The organism is Streptomyces sp. NPDC054863, from assembly GCF_053610825.1.
On record NZ_JBSGZD010000102.1, the window covers coordinates 1 to 24473 of the forward strand.

At 69.7% G+C, this 24473-nt stretch carries 22 protein-coding genes and 2 riboswitches; of the genes, 15 read left to right on the plus strand and 7 right to left on the minus strand.

Translation table 11 applies throughout. The features are described 5' to 3' along the window. Nucleotides 1–81: 81 nt before the first annotated feature. From ACWGIG_RS19515 to gcvT, 4 genes are all read right to left on the minus strand, one after another. Nucleotides 82–1467, minus strand: a complete 1386-nt coding sequence (locus ACWGIG_RS19515) for an L-serine ammonia-lyase (protein ID WP_453322867.1) — start codon at nt 1465–1467, stop codon at nt 82–84. Between the two features lie 200 nt (nt 1468–1667). Then, nucleotides 1668–2927, minus strand: coding sequence for a serine hydroxymethyltransferase (gene glyA / locus ACWGIG_RS19520; RefSeq protein ID WP_453322868.1), 1260 nt, complete (start codon nt 2925–2927; stop codon nt 1668–1670). A 98-nt stretch (nt 2928–3025) separates the two neighbouring features. Next, nucleotides 3026–3403: a glycine cleavage system protein GcvH gene (gene gcvH / locus ACWGIG_RS19525; RefSeq protein WP_453322869.1), complete on the minus strand. Its 378-nt coding sequence runs from the start codon at nt 3401–3403 to the stop codon at nt 3026–3028. A gap of 134 nt (nt 3404–3537) precedes the next feature. Next, nucleotides 3538–4653 (minus strand): glycine cleavage system aminomethyltransferase GcvT, encoded by a 1116-nt coding sequence (gene gcvT / locus ACWGIG_RS19530; protein ID WP_453322870.1) that lies wholly within the window; start codon nt 4651–4653, stop codon nt 3538–3540. 35 nt (nt 4654–4688) lie between these two features. Then, a riboswitch (glycine riboswitch) is annotated at nt 4689–4801 on the minus strand. Further along, nucleotides 4802–4898: riboswitch (glycine riboswitch) on the minus strand. It abuts the riboswitch before it with no gap. Nucleotides 4899–5044: 146 nt separating this feature from the next. Between gcvT and ACWGIG_RS19535 the strand changes: the two genes are divergently transcribed. The 11 genes from ACWGIG_RS19535 (at nt 5045) to ACWGIG_RS19585 (ending at nt 18045) form a co-directional block, all read left to right on the plus strand. Then, nucleotides 5045–5725: an AAA family ATPase gene (locus tag ACWGIG_RS19535; protein WP_453322871.1), complete on the plus strand. Its 681-nt coding sequence runs from the start codon at nt 5045–5047 to the stop codon at nt 5723–5725. 502 nt (nt 5726–6227) lie between these two features. After that, nucleotides 6228–6980 (plus strand): enhanced serine sensitivity protein SseB, encoded by a 753-nt coding sequence (locus ACWGIG_RS19540; protein ID WP_453322885.1) that lies wholly within the window; start codon nt 6228–6230, stop codon nt 6978–6980. 230 nt (nt 6981–7210) lie between these two features. Further along, complete coding sequence (locus ACWGIG_RS19545; RefSeq protein WP_453322872.1) at nt 7211–7993, plus strand: enhanced serine sensitivity protein SseB C-terminal domain-containing protein; 783 nt, start codon at nt 7211–7213, stop codon at nt 7991–7993. 556 nt (nt 7994–8549) lie between these two features. Next, nucleotides 8550–9554, plus strand: a complete 1005-nt coding sequence (locus tag ACWGIG_RS19550; RefSeq protein WP_453322873.1) for an ABC transporter permease — start codon at nt 8550–8552, stop codon at nt 9552–9554. Nucleotides 9555–9627: 73 nt separating this feature from the next. Beyond that, nucleotides 9628–11412, plus strand: coding sequence for an ABC transporter substrate-binding protein (locus ACWGIG_RS19555; RefSeq protein WP_453322874.1), 1785 nt, complete (start codon nt 9628–9630; stop codon nt 11410–11412). A 131-nt stretch (nt 11413–11543) separates the two neighbouring features. Next, nucleotides 11544–12542 carry an ABC transporter permease gene (locus tag ACWGIG_RS19560; protein WP_453322875.1) on the plus strand — a complete coding sequence of 333 codons (999 nt, stop codon included), beginning with the start codon at nt 11544–11546 and terminating at the stop codon, nt 12540–12542. Next, nucleotides 12539–13642: an ABC transporter ATP-binding protein gene (locus ACWGIG_RS19565; protein ID WP_453322876.1), complete on the plus strand. Its 1104-nt coding sequence runs from the start codon at nt 12539–12541 to the stop codon at nt 13640–13642. Before ACWGIG_RS19560 ends, ACWGIG_RS19565 begins: the two co-directional genes overlap by 4 nt. Nucleotides 13643–13662: 20 nt before the next feature. Further along, on the plus strand, nt 13663–14778 hold the full coding sequence (locus ACWGIG_RS19570; RefSeq protein ID WP_453322886.1) for an ABC transporter ATP-binding protein: 1116 nt from the start codon (nt 13663–13665) through the stop codon (nt 14776–14778). A 160-nt stretch (nt 14779–14938) separates the two neighbouring features. Beyond that, nucleotides 14939–16330 carry a M1 family metallopeptidase gene (locus ACWGIG_RS19575; RefSeq protein WP_453322877.1) on the plus strand — a complete coding sequence of 464 codons (1392 nt, stop codon included), beginning with the start codon at nt 14939–14941 and terminating at the stop codon, nt 16328–16330. A 93-nt stretch (nt 16331–16423) separates the two neighbouring features. Then, complete coding sequence (locus ACWGIG_RS19580; RefSeq protein ID WP_453322878.1) at nt 16424–17095, plus strand: trimeric intracellular cation channel family protein; 672 nt, start codon at nt 16424–16426, stop codon at nt 17093–17095. A gap of 86 nt (nt 17096–17181) precedes the next feature. Beyond that, nucleotides 17182–18045 carry a thioesterase family protein gene (locus ACWGIG_RS19585; protein ID WP_453322879.1) on the plus strand — a complete coding sequence of 288 codons (864 nt, stop codon included), beginning with the start codon at nt 17182–17184 and terminating at the stop codon, nt 18043–18045. An 81-nt stretch (nt 18046–18126) separates the two neighbouring features. On the opposite strand, the gene ACWGIG_RS19590 is transcribed toward ACWGIG_RS19585, so the two are convergent. Beyond that, nucleotides 18127–18306: a hypothetical protein gene (locus ACWGIG_RS19590; RefSeq protein ID WP_453322880.1), complete on the minus strand. Its 180-nt coding sequence runs from the start codon at nt 18304–18306 to the stop codon at nt 18127–18129. A 111-nt stretch (nt 18307–18417) separates the two neighbouring features. Here ACWGIG_RS19590 and ACWGIG_RS19595 point away from each other — a divergent pair, with 111 nt between their 5' ends. After that, on the plus strand, nt 18418–19404 hold the full coding sequence (locus tag ACWGIG_RS19595; protein ID WP_453322881.1) for a helix-turn-helix transcriptional regulator: 987 nt from the start codon (nt 18418–18420) through the stop codon (nt 19402–19404). Nucleotides 19405–19701: 297 nt separating this feature from the next. Continuing rightward, entirely contained in the window at nt 19702–20871 is a 1170-nt protein-coding gene (locus tag ACWGIG_RS19600; RefSeq protein ID WP_453322882.1) for a cysteine desulfurase family protein, read from the plus strand. A gap of 143 nt (nt 20872–21014) precedes the next feature. On the opposite strand, the gene ACWGIG_RS19605 is transcribed toward ACWGIG_RS19600, so the two are convergent. Then, the gene (locus ACWGIG_RS19605; RefSeq protein ID WP_453322888.1) at nt 21015–21200 is read right to left on the minus strand and encodes a hypothetical protein; all 186 of its coding nucleotides are present in this window, start codon (nt 21198–21200) and stop codon (nt 21015–21017) included. Between ACWGIG_RS19605 and ACWGIG_RS19610 the strand changes: the two genes are divergently transcribed. Next, entirely contained in the window at nt 21121–22362 is a 1242-nt protein-coding gene (locus ACWGIG_RS19610; protein WP_453322887.1) for a cytochrome P450, read from the plus strand. The genes ACWGIG_RS19605 and ACWGIG_RS19610 overlap by 80 nt on opposite strands. A gap of 112 nt (nt 22363–22474) precedes the next feature. Here ACWGIG_RS19610 and ACWGIG_RS19615 read toward each other — a convergent pair whose 3' ends face one another. Next, complete coding sequence (locus ACWGIG_RS19615) at nt 22475–23128, minus strand: N-acetylmuramoyl-L-alanine amidase (RefSeq protein WP_453322883.1); 654 nt, start codon at nt 23126–23128, stop codon at nt 22475–22477. 78 nt (nt 23129–23206) lie between these two features. Between ACWGIG_RS19615 and mnmA the strand changes: the two genes are divergently transcribed. Further along, nucleotides 23207–24346 (plus strand): tRNA 2-thiouridine(34) synthase MnmA, encoded by a 1140-nt coding sequence (gene mnmA / locus ACWGIG_RS19620; protein WP_453322884.1) that lies wholly within the window; start codon nt 23207–23209, stop codon nt 24344–24346. The last annotated feature ends 127 nt before the right edge of the window (nt 24347–24473 follow it).

The following is a 24473-nucleotide window of genomic DNA, read 5'->3' on the forward strand; positions in this document are numbered from 1 at the left end:
GCACGCAGAGGTGCTCCGGAGGGCAGGGGCTGGCGGTGTGATCGCAGAGCGGAGAGGGAATTCCAGATCAGGGGCGGTGTGTCAGCACTCGATGACGTTGACCGCGAGGCCGCCGCGGGCCGTCTCCTTGTACTTGACCTTCATGTCGGCGCCCGTCTCCTTCATGGTCTTGATGACCTTGTCGAGGGAGACCTTGTGGCTGCCGTCGCCGCGCATGGCCATCTTTGCGGCGGTGACGGCCTTGACGCCGGCCATGCCGTTGCGTTCGATGCAGGGGATCTGGACGAGGCCGCCGACCGGGTCGCAGGTGAGGCCGAGGTTGTGTTCCATGCCGATCTCGGCGGCGTTCTCGACCTGTTCCGGGGTGCCGCCCAGGACCTCGGCGAGGGCGCCTGCGGCCATGGAGCAGGCGGAGCCGACCTCGCCCTGGCAGCCGACCTCGGCGCCGGAGATGGAGGCGTTCTCCTTGAAGAGCATGCCGATCGCGCCGGCCGCGAGGAGGAAGCGGACGACGCCGTCCTCGTCCGCGTTCGGGACGAAGTTCATGTAGTAGTGCAGGACGGCGGGGATGATGCCGGCCGCGCCGTTGGTGGGGGCGGTGACGACCCGGCCGCCGGCGGCGTTCTCCTCGTTGACGGCCATCGCGTAGAGGGTGACCCACTCCATGGCGTGTGCCTTGGGGTCGCCGTCGGCGCGCAGTTGGCGGGCCGAATTGGCGGCGCGGCGGCGGACCTTGAGGCCGCCGGGGAGGATGCCCTCGCGGGACATGCCGCGCGAGACGCAGGCCTGCATGACGCGCCAGATTTCGAGGAGGCCCTCGCGGATCTCCTCCTCGGTGCGCCAGGACATCTCGTTCTCCAGCATGAGGGAGGAGATCGAGAGGCCGGTTTCGCGGGCGAGGCGCAGGAGCTCGTCGCCGGTGCGGAAGGGGTACTTGAGGACCGTGTCGTCAGGGACGATCGGGCTCTCGCCCGCGACCGCGTCCTCGTCGACGACGAAGCCGCCGCCGACCGAGTAGTAGGTCTTTTCGAGGAGGGGCGCGCCCGCCGCGTCGTACGCGAAGAGGGTCATTCCGTTCGCGTGGTACGGGAGGGAGCGGCGGCGGTGCAGGATCAGCTGGTTGGGCTCGTCGAAGTCGATCTCGTGCGCGGCGCCGATCTCGGTGCCCAGGAGACGCAGGCGGCCGGTGGTGCGGATGCGCTCCAGTTCGGCGTCGGCGGTCTCGACGTTGACCGTGCGCGGCGAGTGGCCCTCCAGGCCGAGCAGGACGGCCTTCGGGGTGCCGTGGCCGTGGCCGGTGGCGCCGAGCGAGCCGAAGAGTTCCGCCCGTACGGCGGTGGTCTGGGCGAGCAGGCCGTCCTTCTTGAGGCGTCCCACGAACATCCGGGCGGCCCGCATCGGGCCCACCGTGTGGGAGCTGGACGGGCCTATGCCGATCGAGAACAGGTCGAAGACCGAGATGGCCACAGCAGAACTCCTCAGAAGGGTGGCGGACGCCTTTGTCCGTCGGGCAGAACGGGTGTGCAGAAGCAGGACAGGTGCGGGGGTGCCTCGTTGCCCAGGGGCAACCGGGGCAACGGGCGGGGCACCGCACTCACTGTCCAGTGTGCGCGATGCCCCGTTTTTACGTATTGCTGGATTTGGACGTACAGATGAAGAGTACGGAACTACTTCAGTCCGGGGTAAAGCGGGTGCTTGTCGGCAAGTGCCGAAACGCGGGCCGACAGCGCCTTGACGTCGTACGAGGGCTTCAGGGCCTCCGCGATGATGTCGGCGACCTCGGTGAAGTCCTCGGTCTGGAAACCGCGGGTGGCGAGGGCGGGGGTGCCGATGCGCAGACCCGAGGTGACCATCGGCGGGCGAGGGTCGTTCGGGATGGCGTTGCGGTTGACCGTGATGCCGACCTCGTGGAGACGGTCCTCGGCCTGCTGGCCGTCCAGCTCCGAGTTGCGCAGGTCGACGAGGACCAGGTGGACGTCCGTACCGCCGGAGAGGACGGAGACGCCGTACTCGGTGACGTCGGACTGCACCAGGCGCTCGGCGAGGATGCGGGCGCCGTCCAGGGTGCGCTGCTGGCGCTCCTTGAACTCGTCCGAGGCCGCGACCTTGAAGGAGACGGCCTTGGCTGCGATCACGTGCTCCAGCGGGCCGCCCTGCTGACCCGGGAAGACTGCCGAGTTGATCTTCTTGGCGAGCTCCTGCGTGGAGAGGATCACGCCGCCGCGCGGACCGCCGAGGGTCTTGTGCGTCGTCGTGGTGACCACGTGGGCGTGCGGGACCGGGTTGGGGTGCAGCCCGGCCGCGACGAGGCCCGCGAAGTGCGCCATGTCGACCATCAGGTACGCGCCGACCTCGTCCGCGATCTTGCGGAAGGCGGCGAAGTCCAGCTGACGCGGGTAGGCGGACCAGCCGGCCACGATCAGCTTCGGCTGGGTCTCCTTGGCGAGGCGGGCGACCTCGTCCATGTCCACGACGCCGGTCTCGTCGACGTGGTACGGGACCACGTTGTAGAGCTTGCCGGAGAAGTTGATCTTCATGCCGTGGGTCAGGTGACCGCCGTGGGCCAGGCTGAGACCCATGATCGTGTCGCCCGGCTTGATCAGCGCGTGCATCGCGGCGGCGTTGGCCTGGGCGCCCGAGTGCGGCTGGACGTTCGCGTGCTCGGCACCGAACAGCGCCTTGATGCGGTCGATCGCGATCTGCTCGACGACGTCGACGTGCTCGCAGCCGCCGTAGTAGCGGCGGCCCGGGTAGCCCTCGGCGTACTTGTTGGTGAGGACCGAGCCCTGGGCCTCCATGACCGCGACCGGAGCGAAGTTCTCCGAGGCGATCATTTCGAGGGTGGACTGCTGGCGGTGGAGCTCGGCGTCGACAGCGGCGGCGACGTCCGGGTCCAGCTCGTGGAGGGAGGAGTTGAGAAGCGACATCAGGCGAGTCCCTAGGGGGTTCAGGCGATTGAAGTTGCCGGAGCGTTTCAGAGGCCGCTGCGTTTCAGTGGCCGGGGCGCTTCAGGTGCCGGAGCGCTTCAGCTGCCGGAGAGTGCGGAGTACTCCTCGGCGGAGAGCAGGTCGGACGGCTCTTCCGTGATGCGCACCTTGAACAGCCAGCCGCCCTCGAAGGGAGCGGAGTTCACCAGCGACGGGTCCTCCACGACGGCCTGGTTGGCCTCGACGACCTCACCGGTCACCGGGGCGTACAGGTCGCTGACGGACTTCGTCGACTCCAGCTCGCCACAGGTCTCGCCCGCGGTGACCGTGTCGCCGACCTCGGGGAGCTGGGCGAAGACGACGTCACCGAGTGCGTTGGCCGCGAACTCCGTGATGCCGACCGTCGCGACGCCGTCCTCGGACGTCGCGAGCCACTCGTGCTCCTTGCTGTAACGCAGCTGCTGGGGGTTGCTCATGGCTGAATTCTCCTGGATGCGGGGGAGTGCTGAGGAACGGGGTCTTGACAGATGAGACGGGGGTACGCCCCTGAGGATGCGGCGTTCGTCACTTCTGGTGCGTGTGGAGCCTCACCTGTGGTGCTTGTGGAGCGTCACTTCTGGCGCTTGTAGAACGGCAGGGCGACGACTTCGTACGGCTCGTGGCTGCCGCGGATGTCGACGCCGACGCCCGCCGTGCCGGGCGCGGCGAGGGCCGCGTCGACGTACGCCATCGCGATCGGCCTGCCGAGGGTGGGGGACGGGGCACCGGAGGTCACCTCGCCCACGACCTTGCCCTCGTGGACGACCTGGTAGCCGGAGCGCGGGACCCGGCGGCCCTCGGCGATCAGGCCGACGAGCTTGCGCGGCGGGGCGCTCTCGGCGCGCGCGGCGGCTGCCTCCAGGGACGTACGCCCGACGAAGTCGCCTTCCTTCTCGAACTTGACGACCCGGCCGAGACCGGCGTCGAAGGGGGTGAGCTTCGTCGTCAGCTCGTTGCCGTACAGCGGCATGCCCGCCTCCAGGCGGAGCGTGTCGCGGCAGGACAGGCCGCACGGGATGAGGCCGACGCCCGCGCCCGCCTCGGTCAGTGCCTGCCACAGCGCCTCCGCGTGGATCGGCTCGACGAAGAGCTCGAAGCCGTCCTCGCCGGTGTAGCCGGTACGGGCGATCAGTGCCGGGACACCGGCGACGGTGCCGGGCAGGCCCGCGTAGTACTTCAGGCCGTCGAGGTCGGCGTCCGTGACGGACTTGAGGATGCCGGGGGACTCGGGGCCCTGCACGGCGATCAGCGCGTACGCGTCGCGGTCGTCGCGTACGACGGCGTCGAAGCCCTCGGAGCGGGTGACGAGGGCGTCCAGGACGACCTGGGCGTTGCCGGCGTTGGCGACCACCATGTACTCGGTCTCGCCCAGGCGGTAGACGATCAGGTCGTCGACGATGCCGCCGTCCTCCTGGCAGATCATCGTGTACCGGGCGCGGCCGAGGCCGACGGTGCCGATGTTGCCGACGAGGGCGAAGTTGAGGAGGTCGACGGCCTGCGGGCCGGTCACCGTGATCTCGCCCATGTGGGAGAGGTCGAAGAGGCCGGCCCTGGTGCGTACGGCGTTGTGCTCGTCGCGCTCGGAGGCGTACCGCAGCGGCATGTCCCAGCCCGCGAAGTCGGTCATGGTCGCACCGAGCGAGCGGTGCAGGGCATCGAGGGCAGTGAGACGGGGTGCGGTGCTCATGACTGAAGACTCCCAGGGCATGACGACGAGGACTGTCCTCCCCATCTGTCATCGGAACCTGAGAGGTTCGCCGGGGCAACTGCGACCGGCTTGCACCTTGGGTGGGGTCACCGCCCGTGACAGGGGGTGACCCGCTTTTCAGATCTGCCTCGCCCGCGCGGTACGGGGCCTGAGAGATTCAAGGGAGGAGCTTGCTCCTTCGGCGTCCGGGGCACTGGTGTCCCGGACTCTCCCGCGCGGATTCATACGGCCGTTGTGAAGTTGGGTGTGCGCAGGGGCTGCCTGGCGCGCACATCATTGCACGCCCCCTCCGGTCGGCAAATCGCTTGTCCCGCATTACCTTTTCTTTACACTTCTTGGGCAAGGGTGAGTCGTACCCACAGGGGGAGGGGTGAGGACGTTGCAGCAGTCCAGTGCATGTGCCGCTACGGCAGGCGTGGCGGCGAAGCCAGGTCCGGGGGTGACGGCGGGCGTGAGGGCGGTGGGGCCCGTGCCGGTCGTGCGCGATCTGCGGGAGCGGGCCGGGAGGAGTCCGCGCCTGCTGACGTTCGCCGCGGGGGACGTGGTGGTCGTGTCCGGGCTGCCGGGCAGCGGGAAGTCCACCCTGATCCGCAAGGCGGTGGCGGGGGTCCGCACCATCGATTCGCAGGACGTGCGGGAGCGCTGGGACCTGAGAATGCCGCGCGCACTGCCGTACGCCCTCTACCGCCCGCTGGTGCGGATCGCCCACTACGCCGGGCTGCGGCAGGCGCTGCGCTCGGGCGAGAGCGTGGTCGTGCACGACTGCGGTACGCAGGCGTGGGTGCGGCGCTGGCTGGCGCGCGAGGCGCGCAGACGCGGACGCGGGCTGCGGCTGGTCCTGCTCGACGTGACGCCCGAGGTGGCCAGGGACGGCCAGCGCGAGCGCGGACGGGGAGTCTCCGGTTACGCCTTCGCACGGCACCGGCGGGCCGTCGGCACGCTGGTCCGTGACGCCGAGGGCGAGCGGCTGCCCGCCGGGTGCGCATCGGCGGTGCTCCTGGACCGGGAGGCGGCGGGGGCGCTGCGGGAGATCGGCTTCGAGGCGGGCTGAGTGCGGGGTGAGGGGCTGGGCCTGGAGTGAGCGGGCTGGGCCTGGAGTGAGCGGGCTCGGCCTGGAGTGAGCGGGCTCGGCCTGGAGTGAGCGGGCTCTGGGCTCGGGGGAGCGGGCTTGGGGCCGGGGCGAGCAGGGCTGGGGCCGGGTGAGCGGGATGGGGCCCGAGGTGGGTGGGCTGGGGCCGGTGTACGGGCCCTTGCCGTCCGGGGACGGGCCCGGCGATAGGGTCGTTGCGCAGGGCGGGAGCAGCGAGAAGGAGCAGTCCGTGGACATTCCGGAGACGACGGGGCAGTACGACGCGGAAGGCATGGGTCCGGGCATGGGCCAGGCCTCCGGCCACGGCGTGGGCCCGGGCGTGGGCCAAGTCCCCGGGCCCGGCGTGGGTCCGGGAGAAGGCCACGGTGTGGGCCAGGTCCCCGGCCACGGCGTGGGCCAGGTCCCCGGCCCCGGCGTGGGTCCGGGAGAAGGCCACGGTGCGGGTCAGGCCCCCGGCCCCGGCGTGGATCCGGGACACGGCAGCGGCTGGCCGGGGAACGAGCTCGAAGAGGTGCTGGCCGCCTCGCTCGGCAGCCCCGCCGCCGGCGCCCGTCTCGTCGAGACGATCGGCCGCAGCCCCCTGTGGATCCCGCTGCCGAACGGCGGCGGCCCCGACCGGGGACCGCTCGACCTGCCCACCACGGAGATCGACGGACAGGCGTACGTCCCCGTCTTCAGCTCCGAACAGCAGTTCCTGCAGTGCGTGGGCGGCCACATGGCGTTCGCCGTCGCGCCCGCCGTGGAGTTCGCGCGCGGGCTGCCGCCGCAGCTGGGCATCGTCGTGAACCCGGGCGGCAACGTCGGCGCACCGCTGCCGCCGCCCGCCGTCGCCGAACTGTGCAGGACCGGGCGCACGCCGCTGGACGGGCCCGCGACCGGCGGCCGGGTGCGGCTGTTCGAGCCGGACTGGCAGGAGGAGCCGGTCGACTTCCTCGCCGCCGCCGCGGGCGAGTTCCAGCAGAGCGGCGTGGTCGTCACCGCCCGCCGCGCGCTGGCCAGCATCGAGGGCGAAGACCCCGTCCTGTTCGTCGGCGTACAGCTGTCGTCCTGGGAGGGCGCCGACCGCAACGCGCCGATGGACGCGCTCGGCCGGGCGCTCGGCCGCGAGTCGGTGCCGTGGCCGGTGCACCTGCTGCTGCTCGACATGGCGCAGCAGGACCCGGTGGCCGTCTGGATGCTGGAGCGGGCACGGCCCTTCTACCAACGCGAACACTGAGATCCGCCCGGGGGAGCACCGGGAACCGTTCACAGGGCACCGGGATCCGCCCGGAATCGCCTGGGATCAGCACACGGGAACACGGAACCCCGGTCCTTCGGGGAGACTGTCGAAACCGACACCGACGCGGTGTCACCAGTGCCGCTTAAGCTGGTTTGATGACCTCGCCACACGGGGGCGGATTGGTCGACACGGTGGACTCGGTGGATCGAAGAGGGGCGGGACCCAGGGTGAGCGCGTCAGGCACCGCGGCGGCCGGACAGGTCGAGCACATGCTGCGCCAGGTGACGCCCGGGCGGTTCGACGCGTACGAGGCGCTGCTGCACGCCCTCTCGGACGGCCGGCTGTGGATGCTGCTGTGGCACGGCACCGCCGGATCCCCCGACGCCCAGTACGGGAACATGGAGGTCGACGGCTTCGGCTACGCGCCGTGCGTCACCTCCGCGCAGGAGCTCGCCGCGAGCGGCTGGAACCGGGCGTACGAAGTGGGCACCGGCGTCGACCTGGCCCGCGCCCTCTACCCCGACCGCTGGGGCATCTGGCTGAACCCGCACGCCCCCGGCGGCGGCGTCGGCATCCCCTGGCTCGACCTGCGGCGCATCGCCACCGGTCTGGACCGGATGCCCGCAGGCCCGCTGCGGATGTCCGAACCCGCCCTGGAAATCCCGCAGTTCTACGCCCAGCTGTCCCAGAACGCCCACCGCACCCCGGCCGTCCGGGCGCTCAGCCGCGCCTGGGTGCAGCCGGCGCTGGGTGCTCCGTACCTCGCCATCGGTCTCGACCTGTACGACACGAGCCGGCAGTCGGTCGAGGCGGTGCGGGCGATGATGCAGCAGTCCATCGGTGTCGTCCCCGACGGGCTGCCGGTGTCCACGGTCGCGATGACCGACGAGCACGACCCGGTCGGCATGTGGCTGCGCGCCAATGCCCGGCCGTTCTACGACCGCGACGCGCACGCGCCCGCGCCGACCGGTGCGCCGGGATACGGCTACCCGCCGTCGCGCGCGTACTGACACGGCTGCGCCTGCACGTCTGCGCCTGCACGTCTGCGTCTGCACATCTGCGTCTGCGCGGACACGTCTGCACGGCTGCGTCTGCGCGGACACGTCTGCACGGCTGCGTCTGCGCGGCTGCATCCTGGCGCCCGCGCGGCTGCATCCAGGCGCCCGCACACCTGCACGGCCGCATCTGAACGGCCCTGAGCAAATGCCCTTCCCCGGCACAATTCCCCTGCCCGCGCGCCGAGTTCGCGCCGTATGGTCGGCCCGTTGACGTGTCGGCGATGGTCTGTCCCAATTTAGTTGCTATGAAGGCCAGTTGGGGCGTACTGCTGGAGCTTGGTCCCAATTGCCCCCTGTTCGCCCCTCGTTAACCCTCGTCCGGATACCGGAACACCCCTGAAAGCGTCACGGTTGCGCATCCTTTGGCCGGGGGGTCTGGCGGGGTGTGGCTTCCGCATTGAAGACTCCCCGAATCAAGGGGCGTTCGCCCTGTGTTCGACAAGCTTCAAGCCGCCACTAGCGGCGAGCAAGGGCCGGTCACCGCTGGCCGAGAGGGGTCGCAACCACGATGACGGCACCATTGCCCGACACGAGTGCGGGGACGGATCCGGCGCAGGACGCCGCCGTTGCCGCACATGTCGTGACCAAGGCCGTCGAAGGACGGTCGCTGCGCCAGATCGCCTGGACCCGGCTCAAGCGCGACAAGCTGGCCCTGGCCGGCGGCGCAGTCGTCCTGTTCCTGGTGCTCGTCGCGATCTTCGCCCCGTGGATCGTGGACCTGCTGGGGCATCCGCCCGACGAGTACCACGAGGAAATGATCGACCCGCTGACCTCGAACCCGATCGGTGCCTGGGGTGGCGCCAACTCGGACTTCCTGTTCGGGGTCGAGCCGGTCAACGGCCGTGACGTCTTCAGCCGCATCGTCTACGGTGCGCGCGTCTCGCTGCTGGTCGGCTTCCTCGCCGCGGTCGTCGCCGTGGTGCTCGGCACGCTGCTCGGCATCGTCGCCGGCTTCTTCGGCGGCTGGATCGACGCGGTCATCAGCCGTGTGATGGACATGCTGCTGTCGTTCCCGCAGCTCCTGTTCATCATCGCGCTGGTCTCGGTGCTGCCCAACGAGATCCTCGGTCTCAGCGGCACGGGCGTGCGCATGCTCGTCCTGATCATGGTCATCGGCTTCTTCGGCTGGCCGTACATCGGCCGCATCGTCAGGGGCCAGACGCTGTCACTGCGTGAGCGCGAGTACGTCGAGGCGGCTCGCAGTCTCGGCGCCGGGCGCGGCTACGTCCTGTTCAAGGAACTGCTGCCCAACCTGGTCGCCCCGATCACCGTCTACATGACGCTGATGATCCCGACCAACATCCTCACGGAGGCCGCGCTCAGCTTCCTCGGTGTGGGGGTCAAGCCGCCGACCGCGTCGTGGGGACAGATGCTGTCCAACGCCATCTCGACCTTCGAGTACGTGCCGACGTACATGATCATCCCCGGCGTCGCGATCTTCATCACCGTGATGGCCTTCAACCTCTTCGGAGACGGGGTCAGGGACGCCCTCGACCCCAAGGGCACGCGCTGATGCGACGACCCACCCAGAGCTCCGGTCCGGCGCATCGCACGGACCGTGATTCCCATGACGGAGGAAGTAGATCGTGACAACCATGAGGACACCCAGGCGAAAGACGGCCGCCGCGTCGGCCATCGTCGTCGCGGCTCTGCTGACCACCGCTGCCTGCGGCGGAGGCGGCAGCAAGGGCGGCAAGGACGGCGCCGACGGCAAGGGACCCGGCTTCAACGCCGCCAACAGCAAGGTCCTCAACGCGTCGGACAAGAAGGGCGGGACCCTCAAGTTCATCGGCACGCAGGACGCCGACTCCTGGGACCCGCAGCGCGGTTACTACGGCTTCATGTGGGACTTCGCGCGCTACTACACGCGCACGCTGATCTCCTACAAGCCCGCACCGGGCAAGGAGAGCGAAGAGCTGGTCCCCGACCTGGCCAGCGGTCTCGCCGAGGTCTCCGCGGACAAGAAGACCTACACGTACAAGCTCAAGGACGGCATCAAGTGGGAGGACGGCAAGCCGATCACCTCCCAGCACGTCAAGTACGGCATTGAGCGCATCTGGGCCGACAAGGTCATCTCCGGCGGTCCGCTCTACCTCCAGCAGGTGCTGGACCCGGAGAAGACCTACAAGGGTCCCTACGAGGACAAGGCGCCGGACAAGCTCGGCCTGAAGGCCATCGAGACGCCCGACGACAAGACCATCGTCTTCAAGCTCCCGGCGCCCAACGTCGACTTCGAGCAGATGCTGGCCATGCCGTCCGGCACCCCGGTCCGCCCGGACCTGGACACCAAGTCCAAGTACGCCCTCAAGCCGGCGTCGGTGGGCCCGTACAAGTTCGACTCCTACGAGCCGAACAAGTCCATCAAGCTCAGCCGCAACCCGCACTGGGACGCCAAGACGGACCCGATCCGCAAGGCGCTCCCGGACAAGATCGACGTCACCTTCATCACCAACGCCGACGAGATGGACAACCGTCTCATCAACGGTGACTACGACGTCGACATCAACGGCACCGGCCTCAGCTCGGCGGGCCGCACCAAGGCGATCCAGAAGCACAAGGGCAACATCGACAACCCGGACACCGGCTACATCCGTTACGCGGTCTTCCCGCAGACGGTCAAGCCGTTCGACAACGTCCACTGCCGCAAGGCCGTGATCTACGGCAGCGACCACAAGTCGCTGCAGACCGCCCGCGGTGGCCCGATGGCCGGTGGTGACATCGCCACGAACATGCTGCCGAAGATCATCAGCGGTTCGGACCCGAAGTACGACCCGTACGGGGCCCTGGAGAACGACGGCGCGGCGAACATCGCCAAGGCCAAGGAAGAGCTGAAGCTCTGCAACAAGCCGGAAGGCTTCTCGACCACCATCGCGGTCCGCAACAACAAGCCGGCCGAGGTCGCCACGGCCCAGTCGATGCAGGCTTCGCTGGCCAAGGTCAACATCAAGGCCGAGATCGACCAGTACGACGGTGCCCAGTCCAACACCGTGATCGGCGCACCGAAGGTCGTCGAGAAGAAGAACTACGGCATCATCATCATGGGCTGGGGCCCGGACTTCTCGTCCGGCCAGGGCTTCCTGCTGCCGCTCGTCGGTTCGAAGTACATCACCGAGAGCGGTAACAACAACTACTCGATGCTGAAGGACCCGAAGATCGACAAGGGTCTCGCCGACGCCATCGCTGCCAAGACGCCCGAAGAGGCGGCCAAGATCTACAGCGACGTCAACAAGATGGTCTCGGAGCACGCGGTCTACCTGCCGTTCGTGTTCGAGAAGAACATCAAGTGGCGCAGCAGCCGCCTGACGAACGTCTACACCACCACCAACAACAACGGTTACTACGACTACGCCTCGCTCGGCGTCGTCAAGTAGTGACTTTCCGATCGCTCCGCCGGCGCACCCGCCGCTAGGCACGAAGGGCAGGTGAGGGCCGTCGCGTGACGGGTCGGGGCAGGTACCGCAATCCGGTGCCTTCCCCGGCCCGTCCCGCCGGGCCGAGAGCAGTGCTCGCTTATCTCATCAGGCGGCTTGGCGCCGTCATAGTGATGCTTCTGATCGTCATTTTCGTGACGTTCGCCATCTTCTTCCTGGTCCCCAAATGGGCAGGTCTCGACCTGGCCAGTATGTTCATCGGCAAGCAGGCCGACCCCGAAACCATCAAGGCGATCGGGGAGAAGCTCAAGCTGAACGACCCGATCCTGGTCCAGCTCTGGGAGTTCATCTCAGGACTGTTCGTCGGTCGCGACTACAACAGCTTCGGCGACGACATCCACTGCCCGGCCCCCTGTTTCGGCTACTCCTTCCGCACCGAGCAGCCGATCTGGCCGCTCCTGCAGGACCGCCTCCCGGTCACCCTCGGCCTCGTCGCCGGTGCGGCCGTCCTCTGGCTGGTCATGGGCGTCGTCACCGGCATGATCTCCGCGCTCAAGCGCGGCACGCTGTGGGACCGCGGTTCCATGGCCATCGCCCTGGCCGGCGTCTCGCTGCCGATCTACTTCACCGGCATGCTCGCGCTGTCGGTCTTCACCTACAGCCTGGGCTGGCTGGACGGTCAGTACGTGCCCTTCGCCGATTCACCGGGCAGCTGGTTCGCCGGCATGATCATGCCCTGGGTCACGCTGGCCTTCCTCCAGGCGGCGATGTACGCACGGCTCACCCGGGCCACCATGATGGAAGTCATGGGCGAGGACTACGTCCGGACCGCACGGGCCAAGGGCCTGAGTGAACGCGTGGTCATCGGCAAGCACGCCATGCGTTCCACCATGGCGCCGATCCTCACCGTCTTCGGCATGGACGTCGGCGCCCTGATCGGCGGAGCGATCCTGACCGAGACCACGTTCAGTATTCCCGGACTCGGCGGCGCCGTGCTCCAGGCGATCAAGACCAACGACCTTCCGGTGATCATCGGCGTCACCCTGATCACCTCCGCAGCGGTGATCGTCGCCAACCTGGTCGTGGACCTGATGTACGCCGTGATCGACCCCCGAGTGAGGCTCGCATGACCGACCTGAGCAAGAGCGGCGCGGCGCTGGGAGAGCCCGTGTCCGCCGACAGGCAGCCGTCCGAGTCCTTCCTTGAGGTGCGCGACCTCAAGGTGCACTTCCCGACCGACGACGGAATCGTCAAGTCCGTCGACGGCCTCAGCTTCTCGCTGGAGAAGGGCAAGACCCTCGGCATCGTGGGCGAGTCCGGCTCCGGCAAGTCCGTCACCTCGATGGGCATCATGGGGCTGCACACCACCGGGCAGTACGGCAAGCGCAAGGCGCAGATCTCCGGTGAGATCTGGCTGAAGGGCCAGGAGCTGCTCACCGCGGAGCCGGACGCCGTGCGCGATCTGCGGGGCCGCAACATGGCGATGATCTTCCAGGATCCGCTGTCGGCCCTGCACCCGTACTTCACCATCGGCCACCAGATCGTGGAGGCGTACCGCGTCCACAACAAGGTGGACAAGAAGACCGCGCGCAAGCGGGCGGTCGAGATGCTGGACCGGGTGGGCATCCCGCAGCCTGACAAGCGGGTGGACTCCTACCCGCACGAGTTCTCCGGCGGGATGCGCCAGCGCGCCATGATCGCGATGTCGCTGGTCAACAACCCGGAACTGCTCATCGCCGACGAGCCGACCACCGCTCTGGACGTCACCGTCCAGGCGCAGATCCTGGACCTGATCCGGGACCTCCAGAAGGAGTTCGGCTCGTCGGTCATCGTCATCACCCACGACCTGGGCGTCGTCGCCGAACTGGCCGACGACATCCTGGTGATGTACGGCGGCCGGTGCGTCGAACGCGGTTCCGCCGAGAAGGTCTTCTCCGAGCCCCGCCACCCGTACACCTGGGGGCTCCTCGGCTCGATGCCGCGGATCGACCGGGACGAGACCGAGCGCCTCATTCCGGTGAAGGGCTCCCCGCCGTCCCTGATCAACATCCCGTCCGGCTGCGCCTTCAACCCGCGCTGCCCGTACGCCGATGTGCCCAAGGGCGGCATCACCCGCACCGACCGCCCCGAGCTCACCCAGGTGGAGAGCGACGGGCACTGGGCCGCCTGCCACATGTCGCAGGAGGACCGGGAGCGGATCTGGACCGAAGAGATTGCGCCCAAGCTGTGAGCGAGGACAACGACGTGACGATTCCCGCGCCGCGCGAGACTTCCGCCTCCGGCAAGGCCGAGCCGAAGGCAGACGGGCGGGAGGTGCTGCTGAAGGTCGAAGGGCTGCAGAAGCACTTCCCGATCCGCAAGGGCCTGCTCCAGCGGCAGACCTCTTCGGTCAAGGCGGTGGACGGCCTCTCCTTCGACGTGCGCTCCGGTGAAACGCTGGGCGTGGTGGGCGAGTCGGGCTGCGGAAAGTCGACCATGGGCCGGCTGATCACCCGCCTCCTGGAGCCCACCGCGGGCTCCGTGGAGTTCCAGGGCCAGGACATCACCCACCTCGGTGTACGGGGCATGCGCCCGCTGCGCCGGGATGTGCAGATGATCTTCCAGGACCCGTACTCCTCGCTGAACCCCCGGCACTCGGTCGGCACCATCATCTCGGCGCCGTTCAAGCTGCAGGGCGTCGAGCCGGAGGGCGGCCTCAAGCGCGAGGTGCAGCGGCTGCTGGAGGTGGTGGGTCTCAACCCCGAGCACTACAACCGCTATCCGCACGAGTTCTCCGGCGGCCAGCGCCAGCGCATCGGCATCGCCCGTGCGCTCGCGCTCAAGCCGAAGCTGGTCGTGGCCGACGAGCCGGTCTCCGCGCTCGACGTGTCGATCCAGGCCCAGGTGGTCAACCTGCTGGACGACCTCCAGCAGGAGCTTGGGCTGACGTACGTGATCATCGCGCACGACCTCTCGGTCATCCGGCACGTCTCCGACCGGATCGCGGTGATGTACCTCGGCAAGATCGTCGAGCTGGCGGACCGCAACTCGCTCTACAAGGCGCCGATGCACCCGTACACCAAGGCGCTCATGTCGGCGGTGCCGGTGCCCGACCCGAAGCGGCGCGGCGTCAAGAGCGAGCGGATCCTGCTCAAGGGCGACGTGCCCTCGCCGATCTCGCCGCCGACCGGCTGCCGGTTCCACACCCGGTGCTGGAAGGCCACGGAGATCTGCAAGACGCAGGAGCCGCCGCTGCTGGAGCTCAAGCCCGGCCAGCAGGTCGCCTGCCACCACCCGGAGAACGCCGAGGACCAGGCGCCGGGGGAGAAGATCCTGGCGGAGGCGAAGGACGCGGTGAAGACCGTGGACATCGCCAAGGACGCCTGAAACAAAGGGAGTTGAGGGGCGGAATCCGGACGAATGGGTTCCTACTAGCCGGTAGTACATGATTTCGCAAAGTCATGTACATGTCGGTCGCTTCCGGGAACGGGAGAGTGCAGAGTCGGCGCGTCTGCTTCACACGGCAACGCGTTCGAAGGGAAGACTCATGGCACTCTCCCGTTCGGCACGTCTGGCGGCCGTCGCACTCGCGGCCTCCTCCTTCTGTCTGGTCGCCGCGGCCCCCGGCCCGAAACCCGGCTCCCCCGGCGTCGACGATCCGTACTTCCCGAACCTCGGCAACGGTGGCTTCGACATCCGCCACTACGACCTGGGTCTCGACTACGACCCCGACACCGACCGCCTCGACGCCCGTGCCACGATCACCGCCAAGGCGCTGAAGAACCTCTCTTCCTTCCACCTCGACCTCCAGAAGCTCACCGTCGCCTCGATCGAAGTGAACGGCAGACGCGCCGACTTCAGCCGCAAGGGCGACGACATCCGCATCACGCCGCGCCACTGGCTGGAGCGGGGCGAGAAGTTCACCGTCGAGGTGACGTACGGAGGCGTCCCCGAGGCGCTCTCGGGCCCCATCGTCTTCGGCTCCGACTACGGCTGGATGAAGACGACCGACGGCGTCTTCGTCGCCTGCGAGCCGAACGCCGCCTCCACCTGGTTCCCGGGCAGCGACCACCCCTCCGACAAGGCGACCTTCGACATCCGCATCAAGGCTCCCAAGGGCCTGACGGGCGTCTCCAACGGCCGCCTGGTCTCGACGAAGACCCAGGGCGACAGGACAACCCACCACTGGCGCACCGACAAGCCCATGGCGACCTACCTGGCCACCGCCACCATCGGCAAGTTCGACGTCCGCAAGGGCGTCACCCCCGGCGGCATTCCGATCTACGTCGCCATCGACCCGGTACTGAAGAACAGCAGCAGCGTCGACGTCTACGGCCTGACCGCCGAGATCACCGACTACTGGTCCGAGCTCTTCGGCAAGTACCCCTTCGAGGAGACCGGCGCGATCGTCGACGACATGCCGCAGGCCGGGTTCTCGCTGGAGACCCAGACCAAGCCGGTCTACTCGGCCATCCGCAGCGAGGGCACCATCGCGCACGAGCTGGCGCACCAGTGGTTCGGCGACTCGGTCTCGCCCGAGGAGTGGGACGACATCTGGCTCAACGAGGGCTTCGCCACCTACAGCCAGTGGCTGTGGGAGGAGCACAAGGGCCGCGGCACCGCCCACGACCTGATGCGCGCCTCGTACAACTCCCGCCCGGCCGAGTCGGCCTTCTGGCAGACGGTGATCGGCGATCCGCAGCGCGACACGATGTTCGCCTCCGCCGTCTACAACCGGGGCGCCATGACGCTCCAGGTGCTGCGCGAGAAGATCGGCGACAAGGCCTTCTTCAAGCTGCTGCGCACCTGGGTCGCCGACTACAAGTACGACAACGCGGAGACCGGCGAGTTCATCAAGTACGCGGAGCGGATCTCCGGGCAGCAACTGGACGGGCTGTTCGACACGTGGCTGTTCAAGAAGGGCAAGCCCGCGCTCTGAGGCCGGCCCGCGAGGCCGGGCGCCGGGGCCGCGCCGTGAACCACGCCTCCGCGGCGCGGCCGGTCGGCGCCCGCCGGTAGGTAAGAATGTCGGGTGCTCCAGGAACTCTTCAGCCCCTCCGTCCAACATGTGCTCGACCTCGTCGGGATCTTCGTCTTCGCGATCTCCGGCGCGCTGCTCGCGGTCCGCAAGAACTTCGACGTCTTCGGCATGGCGGTTCTCGCGGAGGTCACGGCACTGGGCGGAGGGCTGTTCCGCGACCTCATCATCGGCGCGGTGCCGCCCGCCGCCTTCACCAACCTCGGGTACTTCATCACCCCGCTGGTGGCCACGGCGCTGGTGTTCTTCCTGCACCCCGAGGTCGAGCGGATCCAGCTCGGCGTGAACGTCTTCGACGCGGCCGGGCTCGGGCTGTTCTGCGTGAGCGGCACGGCCAAGGCGTACGACTACGGGCTCGGCCTGACCGCGTCCGCGACGCTCGGCCTCGCCTCGGCGGTCGGCGGCGGCGTGCTCCGTGACGTACTCGCGAACGAAGTGCCGTCGCTGCTGCGCTGGGACCGGGACCTGTACGCGGTGCCGGCGATCGTCGGGGCGGCGATGGTCGCGCTGTGCATCCGCTTCGAGGTGCTGAACCCCTTCACCAGCGCACTCGCGGCGATCACCGCGTTCGCGCTGCGGCTGATGGCGCTGAAGTTCCACTGGCGGGCCCCGCGGGCCTGGCACCGGTCGTCGGTGAAGGCGGACGAGCCGGATCAGGTGGGATGAGGGCTCGTACGAGAGCGTGCGTGCGGTTTCGTATTCGTACGAGAAAAGCTACCGCTCAGTAACCGGTGCGGTGTAGCGTGCGAACCATGGCACAGACATCCATCGGGTCCACCCCGGTATCCATCGGGGACAGCGAGTTCGACCGTGACACCGCGGTCGTACGGCGCGAGAGCGAGCCCGGCGTGTACGACGCGGAGCTCTCCGCGGGCTGGACGATCTTCAACGCCGTCAACGGCGGCTACCTCCTGGCGGTCATCGGCCGCGCGCTGGCCGACGCCCTGCCGCACCCGGACCCGTTCACCCTCTCCGCGTACTACTTCACGCCCTCCCGGCCGGGACCCGCCGTGGTCCGCACCGAGGCCGTGCGCACCGGCCGTACCCTTTCCTCGGGCCAGGCCTCCCTCTTCCAGTACGACGAGGAGGGCCGGGAGGTCGAGCGGATCCGCGTCCTCGCCTCCTACGGCGACCTCGACGCACTCTCCGACGACGTGCGTACGACGGCGAAGCCGCCCGCCATTCCGCCGCGCGAGCACTGCTTCGGCGCCTCCGACGGACCCGCCCCGCAGATCCCCGGCAACTCCATCACCGACCGCCTCGACCTCAAGCTGGACCCGGCGACGATCGGCTGGGCGGTCGGCGCACCCTCGGGCAAGGGCGAGATGCGTGCCTGGTTCGCCCTGGCCGACGGCCGCGACGCCGACCCGCTGTCGCTGCTGCTCGCGGTCGACGCACTGCCCCCGACCAGCTTCGAGCTGGGCATCGAGGGCTGGACGCCGACCGTCGAGCTGACCACCCATGTGCGCTGCCGCCCGGCGCCGGGTCCCGTGCGGGTCTCCATCGTCACCCGCAACCTGGCGGGCGGCTTCCTGGAGGAGGACGCGGAGGTCTGGGACAGTGCGGACCGGCTGGTCGCGCAGTCGCGGCAGCTGGCGCGGGCGCCGCGTCCGTAGGCGCTTCTCCTCGGTGCGGGCCCTCTTGTCGCGGGCCCTTGTGATGTCCTTGTGATGCGGGGGCGGTGTCGGTGCCGCCGGTCAGCGGCGCCGGCTCCGTCCTGCGCTCCAGCCGGACCCGATGCCCGCCACGTGCAGGGCGAGGAAGGCGAGACCGAGCAGCATGAGGCTGGTCGGCATGAAGATCTCGTGCGCCGAAATGTCGGCGGCGTTGATGATGAACGCGATGACGAAGAGCACGGCTCCCACGATTGCCAGCATCTGAAGTCCCCTTCCGTACCTGCCAGTTGACTGGCCCAGTGACCCCTTACGGAATCCTTATGTGCCGGGTGCCCGCTCGCGGGGCGGCCATGCGGTGAGAGGCTGGCCGCCGTGAAGGCCGACCGACTGCTCTCGATCCTGCTGCTGCTCCAGACCCGGGGGCTGGTCCCGGCCACCGAACTGGCGGAGCGCCTGGAGGTGTCCGTACGCACCGTCCACCGCGACATCGAGGCGCTGTCGGCGGCGGGCGTGCCGGTGTACGCGGAGCGCGGGCGGCACGGCGGATTCGCGCTGCTGCCGGGGTACCGGACCGATGTCACCGGTCTGACCGGCGACGAGGCGCGGGCGCTGTTCGTCCTCGCCTCCCGGAACGCGGCCACCCGGAACGCGCACGCGGACCTCGGGCTCGACCGGGCGCTCGGCTCGGCGCTGCGCAAGGTGATGGCAGCGCTGCCCGAACCGCACCGGCCCGCCGCGGAGTTGACGAGCCGCCGGATCATCGTCGACCCGGTGCGGTGGCTGCGGGCGCCCTCGTCCGACGCGGACCTCGGGGTGCTGCACGAGGCGGTCTTCGCGGACCGCCGGCTGCGGCTGCGCTACCGGCACTCCGGCGCCGCCGAGGTGCGTACGTACACCGTCGATCCGTACGGTCTGGTCGCCAAGGCGGGGGTCTGGTACCTGGTCGCCGACCACCGGGGCATCCCGCGGCTCTACCGCGCGGACCGGGTGCGTTCGGCCGCCCTGCTCGACGATCCGGTGCGCCGCAGGGCGGGCGTGGAGCTGGCCGAGGTGTGGGAGGTGCTGCGCCGGGGGGTGGAGCAGCGGGCGGCCGGGCTGGTGGTGCGGGCACGGGTGCGGCGGGAGCGGCTGGACATGTTCGTACGGATCCACGGGGCCGACCTGACGGGCCCGCCGGGCGGGGAGTCCCAGGAGTGGGCGGACGTCTCCCTGTCCTACCCGGACGTCCGCTGGGTACGAGGCCTGCTGGACTTCGGCGCGAGCGTGGAGGTGCTGGGGCCGGGGGAGGCGCGGGCGGAGGTGCTGAGGAGCGCGCGGGAGGTGGTGGCGCTCTACGAGTCTGCGGGTGAGGGGGAGTGAGGGGCCGTCCTGCGCGGGCGGGTGCGCTCGCGCCTACGGCGGGCAGCACGGCTTGCGCCGGTGGGGGTGGGCCTCCCGGGCTGCGCCCGGTGCACGGCTGCGCCGCGCGTCCTCAAGCTCCCCCAAGGCCTTGAGGGCCAGGGGGTACCCCCTCGACGGGCTGAAGATGCCCCTTCAGGGGCGGGGGGAACTGCGCGGCCAGCCACAACGAACCCGCACGAAGCTCCCCGGTCCGCGCCCGTGCGACCCCACCGCCCCGCCGCCGCCCGCCCCAGGGCCTCGTACAATCGCCCCACCATGGCTTACCTCGACCACGCCGCGACCACGCCCATGCTGCCGGAGGCGGTCGAGGCGATGACCGCCCAGCTGACCGTCACCGGCAACGCCTCCTCCCTGCACGCCGCCGGGCGGCGAGCCCGCCGTACCGTCGAAGAGGGCCGCGAGGCCCTCGCCGCCTCGCTCGGGGCGCGCCCCAGCGAGGTGGTCCTCACCGCCGGCGGGACCGAGGCCGACAACCTCGCCGTCAAGGGGCTGTACTGGGCGCGCAGGGCCGAGGATCCGCGCCGTACCCGCGTACTGGCCAGCCCCGTCGAGCACCACGCGGTGCTGGACGCCGTCGACTGGCTCGCCACCCACGAAGGCGCCCGCGTCGAGTACCTCGCCGTCGACCCGTACGGGCGCGTGCACCCGGACACCCTGCGCGAGGCGCTCTCGCGCGATCCCGACGACGTCGCCCTCGCCACCGTCATGTGGGCGAACAACGAGATCGGGACCGTCATGCCGGTCCGTGAACTCGCCGACGTGGCAACGGAGTTCGGGGTTCCGCTGCATGCCGACGCCGTCCAGGCCTACGGCCAGCTCGATGTGGACTTCGCGGCTTCGGGGCTTGCCGCCATGACCGTCTCGGGCCACAAGATCGGCGGCCCCTACGGGATCGGCGCGCTGCTGCTCGGCCGCCAGTACACCCCCGTACCCGTCCTGCACGGCGGCGGCCAGGAGCGGCACGTGCGCTCCGGCACCCTCGACGTGCCGGCGATCGCCTCCTTCGCGGTGGCGGGCGTGCTCGCCGCGGAACGCCGTGCGGATTTCGTACGTACGGTCGGCGGGCTGCGCGACGATCTGGTGAAGGCGGTGCAGGCCGCCGTCCCGGACGCCGTTCTCGGCGGAGACCCGGCCCCCGGCGGGCGGCTGCCCGCCAACGCGCACTTCACCTTTCCCGGCTGCGAGGGCGACTCGCTGCTGCTGCTGCTCGACGCCCAGGGCATCGAGTGCTCCACCGGCTCGGCCTGTACGGCGGGCGTGGCCCAGCCGAGCCACGTCCTGCTCGCCACCGGCACCGATCCCGACCTGGCCCGTGGCACCCTGCGCTTCACCCTGGGGCACACGTCCACGGCGGCGGACGTGGCGGCGGTCGCCGCCGCGATCGGTCCGGCGGTGGACCGGGCCCGTACCGCGGGACTGACCTGAAGGTCGGCAGGGAGACGGGTCGCGGAATGCGGGAGACCAGCGGCGGGACCCGAAGCGGAGGGTGACTCTGTTTTGTGTAACCCTGGTCACGCTCAACCCTGAGGGCGCAGAATCGCTCTTTATACTTGAGATCTCTGAAGCCCTCAGAAGTCGCAGAAGTCCGCGCCGCGCGTTTGGGCCGCACGACGACCCATGGAGTTCACGTTGAAGGCGACCCTCCGTTCCCGCATCACCGCGCGGATCGGGCGCATGTATTTTGCCAGGATCCAGAAGCACGGAATCAGCTCCTCGTTGATCTCCCGGCTTCCCGAGAACCTGCTCCTTCCCATGCGCCGAGATGGTCTCGACCCGGTGGCCAAGCTGGCCGCGAGGCAGGCGCAATCGCCGATCTACCAGGTGCCGCTGCCCTTCGGCATGGACGCCTGGGTCGTGACGGGGCACGACGAGATGAAGGCCGTGCTCGGCTCCACCGACGGCTTCAGCAGCGACTTCACCAACATCGCGGGCAACGCGGGCGTGGCCGCCGACCAGAACCCCGGCGGCCTCGGCTTCAGCGACCCGCCGGTCCACACGCACCTGCGCCGGATCCTCACCCCGGAATTCACGATGCGCAGGCTGCGACGGCTCACCCCGCGCATCGAGACGCTCATCGAGGAGCAGCTCGACGCGATGGAGGCCGCGGGCGCCGACGGCGGACCCGTCGACCTCGTGCAGAACTTCGCGCTGCCGATACCCTCCCTCACCATCTGCGAACTCCTCGGCGTGCCCTACGAGGACCGCCACGACTTCCAGCAGTTGGCGATGGAGCGCTTCGACCTGTTCAGCGGGGCGACCGCACCCTTCGGCGCGATGTCGGAGTCGCTCTCTTACTTCCGCGACGTGGTGAAGAAGCAGCGGGAGAACCCGGGCGACGGCCTCATCGGCATGATCATCCGGGACCACGGCGACACCGTGGGCGACGAGGAGCTGGCCGGTCTCGCCGACGGCGTCCTCACCGGCGGCTTCGAGACCACCGCGAGCATGCTGGCGCTGGGCTCGCTGCTGCTGCTCCAGAACCCCGAGGCCTTCGCGCGGCTGCGGGACGACGACGCGGCGGCGACGCCGTTCGTGGAGGAGGCGCTGCGGTACCTCACCGTCGTGCAGGTGGCCTTCCCGCGGTTCGCGCGGGAGGACGTGGAGATAGCCGGCGTGCGGATTCCCAAGGGGGACCTGGTGCTGTGCTCCCTGGCGGGGGGCAACCGCGATGTCTCGTACACCCCCGACAAGGGGGGCTTCGACCCGGACCGGAAGGCTTCCGGGCACCTGGCCTTCGGATACGGGATTCACCGGTGCATCGGCGCGGAGCTGGCGCGGATGGAGCTGCGGGCGGCTTATCCGGCGCTGGTGCGGCGATTCCCGGAGATGAGGCTGGCGGTTCGGGCGGAGGATCTGGACTTCCGCAAGCTTTCGATCGTCTACGGGGTGGATTCGTTGCCGGTGCACCTTCGCTAGGTGCTCCGCGAGGGGGGTTCGGACGTGCGGGAGCGTCGTGGCGGGTCGCGCCCGGGCGGCGGAGCCGCACCTTGATACAGCCTCGCGCCCCTGGATGCGGGCCCCGGAGGCTTCAGGTGCGGGCCCTGGAGGCTTCGCGGACCAGGCGGAGGTAGCGGTCCCAGTCCCAGTGGGGGCCCGGGTCCGTGTGGTCCGTGCCGGGGACTTCGATGTGGCCGATGATGTGGTCGCGGTCGATGGGGATGTCGTAGCGGGCGCAGATGCCGGCGGCCAGCCGGGCCGACGACCGGTACATCACGTCCGTCAGGGTGCCCTTCCGGTGGGCGTACGCCTCGTGCTCGATGCCGATGCTGCGCTCGTTGAAGCCGCGGTTGCCCGCGTGGTACGCCACGTCCAGCTCCCGGGCCATCTGGGTGATGTGCCCGTCCTTCGCCCGCACCACGTAGTGCGCGGAGGCGGCGTGCAGCGGGTCGCGGAAGACCCGTATCGCCGTGTCGTAGCTGCCTTCCGTGGTGTGGATCACGATGCGGTCGATGGAGTAGTCGGCCGGGCGGTCCGCGAGGCGCAGATTGCCCGCCGAGGCCGCCACCCACCGCACGCCCGGCTGGTCCACCGCGCCGTCGGTGCGCTGCTTGTCGACTCCCGGCATCTTCCACCACAGCCGGGACGCCTCGTCGCCCCACACCACGGCGGCGCCGGTCACCACCAGCCCCGTACCGATCAGGAAACCCCGTCTGCTGGGCTTCTTCCTGGCCTCGTCGCTCACCTGCTGATCCCCCTGTCCCCGTCCTGTACGGGTAACGCTTGGGAGTCCCGGGTTGGTTCCGATTACCCTGGACGAGCTATGACCGATACCCCGCGCCCCGATGCCCCGCGTCCCCTCCGCGTCCTCGCCGCCATGTCCGGCGGGGTCGACTCCGCCGTTGCCGCCGCCCGAGCCGTCGAGGCCGGGCACGACGTGACCGGAGTCCACCTCGCACTCTCCGCCAACCCGCAGTCCTTCAGGACCGGTGCGCGCGGCTGCTGCACCATCGAGGACTCCCGGGACGCCCGCCGGGCCGCCGACGTCATCGGCATCCCGTTCTACGTGTGGGACCTCGCCGAGCGCTTCCGCGAGGACGTCGTCGAGGACTTCGTCGCCGAGTACGAGGCCGGGCGCACGCCCAACCCGTGCCTGCGCTGCAATGAGAAGATCAAGTTCGCGGCGCTCCTCGACAAGGCCCTCGCGCTGGGCTTCGACGCCGTGTGCACCGGCCACTACGCCACCGTCGTCGTCAACGAGGACGGCGGCCGCGAGCTGCACCGTGCCTCCGACATGGCCAAGGACCAGTCGTACGTGCTGGGCGTGCTCGACGAGAAGCAGCTCGCGCACGCGATGTTCCCGCTCGGTGACACCCTCACCACCAAGGAAGAGATCCGCGCCGAGGCCGAGCGCCGCGACCTGGCGGTGGCGAAGAAGCCCGACAGCCACGACATCTGCTTCATCGCCGACGGCGACACCCAGGGCTTCCTCGCCTCCCGTCTCGGCGGCAAGGCCGAGGGCGACATCCTCGACGAGGAGGGCGCCAAGCTCGGCACCCACGACGGCGCCTTCGGCTTCACCATCGGCCAGCGCAAGGGCCTGCGCATCGGCCACCCCGCCCCGGACGGCAAGCCGCGGTACGTGCTCGACATCTCCCCGGTGAACAACACCGTCACCGTCGGCCCCGCCGAAGCCCTCGACGTCACCGCCCTGACCGCGATCCGCCCCCGCTGGTGCGGCACCGAGCCGGCCGCCCCCGGCACGTACACCGCCCAGCTGCGCGCCCACGGCGGCGAGAGCGAGGTCGACGCGGAACTCGTCGGCGGTGAGCTCCGCGTCAGCTTCAAGGAGCCCGTGCGCGGCGTCGCGCCCGGGCAGGCGATCGTGCTGTACGACGGCACGCGCGTGGTCGGCTCGGCGACGATCGCCACCACGACCCGCGCCACGACCGCCACGGTCTGAGCCAGGCACCCGGCGGGGCGCACGTCGGCTGGGCGCACGTCGGCTGGACCAACGTCCGCCGGGCTCACCCCGGCCGGCCTCACGTCGGCCCACCCACCCTGCCCACCCCGCCCGGACCGCCCAGCCC